2 protein-coding genes are annotated in these 887 nt (G+C 45.0%); both read right to left on the bottom strand.

All coding sequences use genetic code 11. The features are described 5' to 3' along the window. A partial coding sequence (locus tag A3762_RS23815; protein WP_156493709.1) for a mechanosensitive ion channel family protein occupies positions 1 to 604 on the bottom strand: 604 nt, incomplete at its 3' end. A 48-nt stretch (positions 605 to 652) separates the two neighbouring features. Further along, a partial coding sequence (locus A3762_RS23810) for a TrmH family RNA methyltransferase (RefSeq protein WP_304439326.1) occupies positions 653 to 887 on the bottom strand: 235 nt, incomplete at its 5' end.

Here is an 887-nt window from a genome sequence, read left to right as displayed (position 1 = left end):
CCGAATTAGGGACAAGTAAATCAATGTTATCCCACGTCGTGATTTGAGTACTTCGAACATTTATTGCTTTGACTCTGCCTCGCGTACCCGAGTCGAGTTCAATTAAATCTCCAACCTTTATTGGCCTCTCGAACAGTAGAATCAAACCAGAAATAAAGTTGTTAAAGATAGACTGCAAGCCAAAGCCAACACCGACACTCAAAGCACCTGCGACAATCGCTAACTTCGTAAAATCAATGCCCAGTAAGGCAAAACACAAAAATACGGCAATGAGTAAAATCAGGTAGTGCAATAATCGGCCAAGCGTAAACATGCCTGACACTGAGAAGCTTTCATGTTTAACGGTAAGGCGGTTTAAGAAGCGACGCAGTAAGGATGAAAAGGTAAAAGCCCCAACCAGAACGACAACTACCCACACCAAATCAATAACGGTAATATCTGCCTCACCAATACTGAACAGCGCAGTATTCGTCGCATCGCTATACCAATCTTTTATATTGCTCGCGGCATGATTCGTCGTTTCACCGGCAGCAGCACTAATATCCGAAACAGTGCTGCCGATTGCGCTTGTTGAAAATAGAAGAAGGAACAGTAGTCGAAGCATTCAAAAGCAATCCTTATTTGAAAGATTGCATGAACTATAGACGCTAATTTATGACTTGTTAGAGGATCTTTGACGCATCGCCTCAAACAGGAAAACACCGGTTGCCACAGAGACATTGAGACTACTTACCGAGCCCGCCATCGGAATTTTTGTCAGCTGATCGCAGTGTTCACGCGTGAGACGGCGCAAGCCACTTCCCTCGGCCCCCATAGCAATAGCGGTTGGACCATTAAAATCAGTTTGATAAATATCCGAAGCGCCCTCACCTGCAGCGCCGGTTATC

The sequence above is a fragment of the Oleiphilus sp. HI0125 genome (genome assembly GCF_001635355.1).
This window is presented reverse-complemented; position numbering and strand designations above follow the sequence as displayed.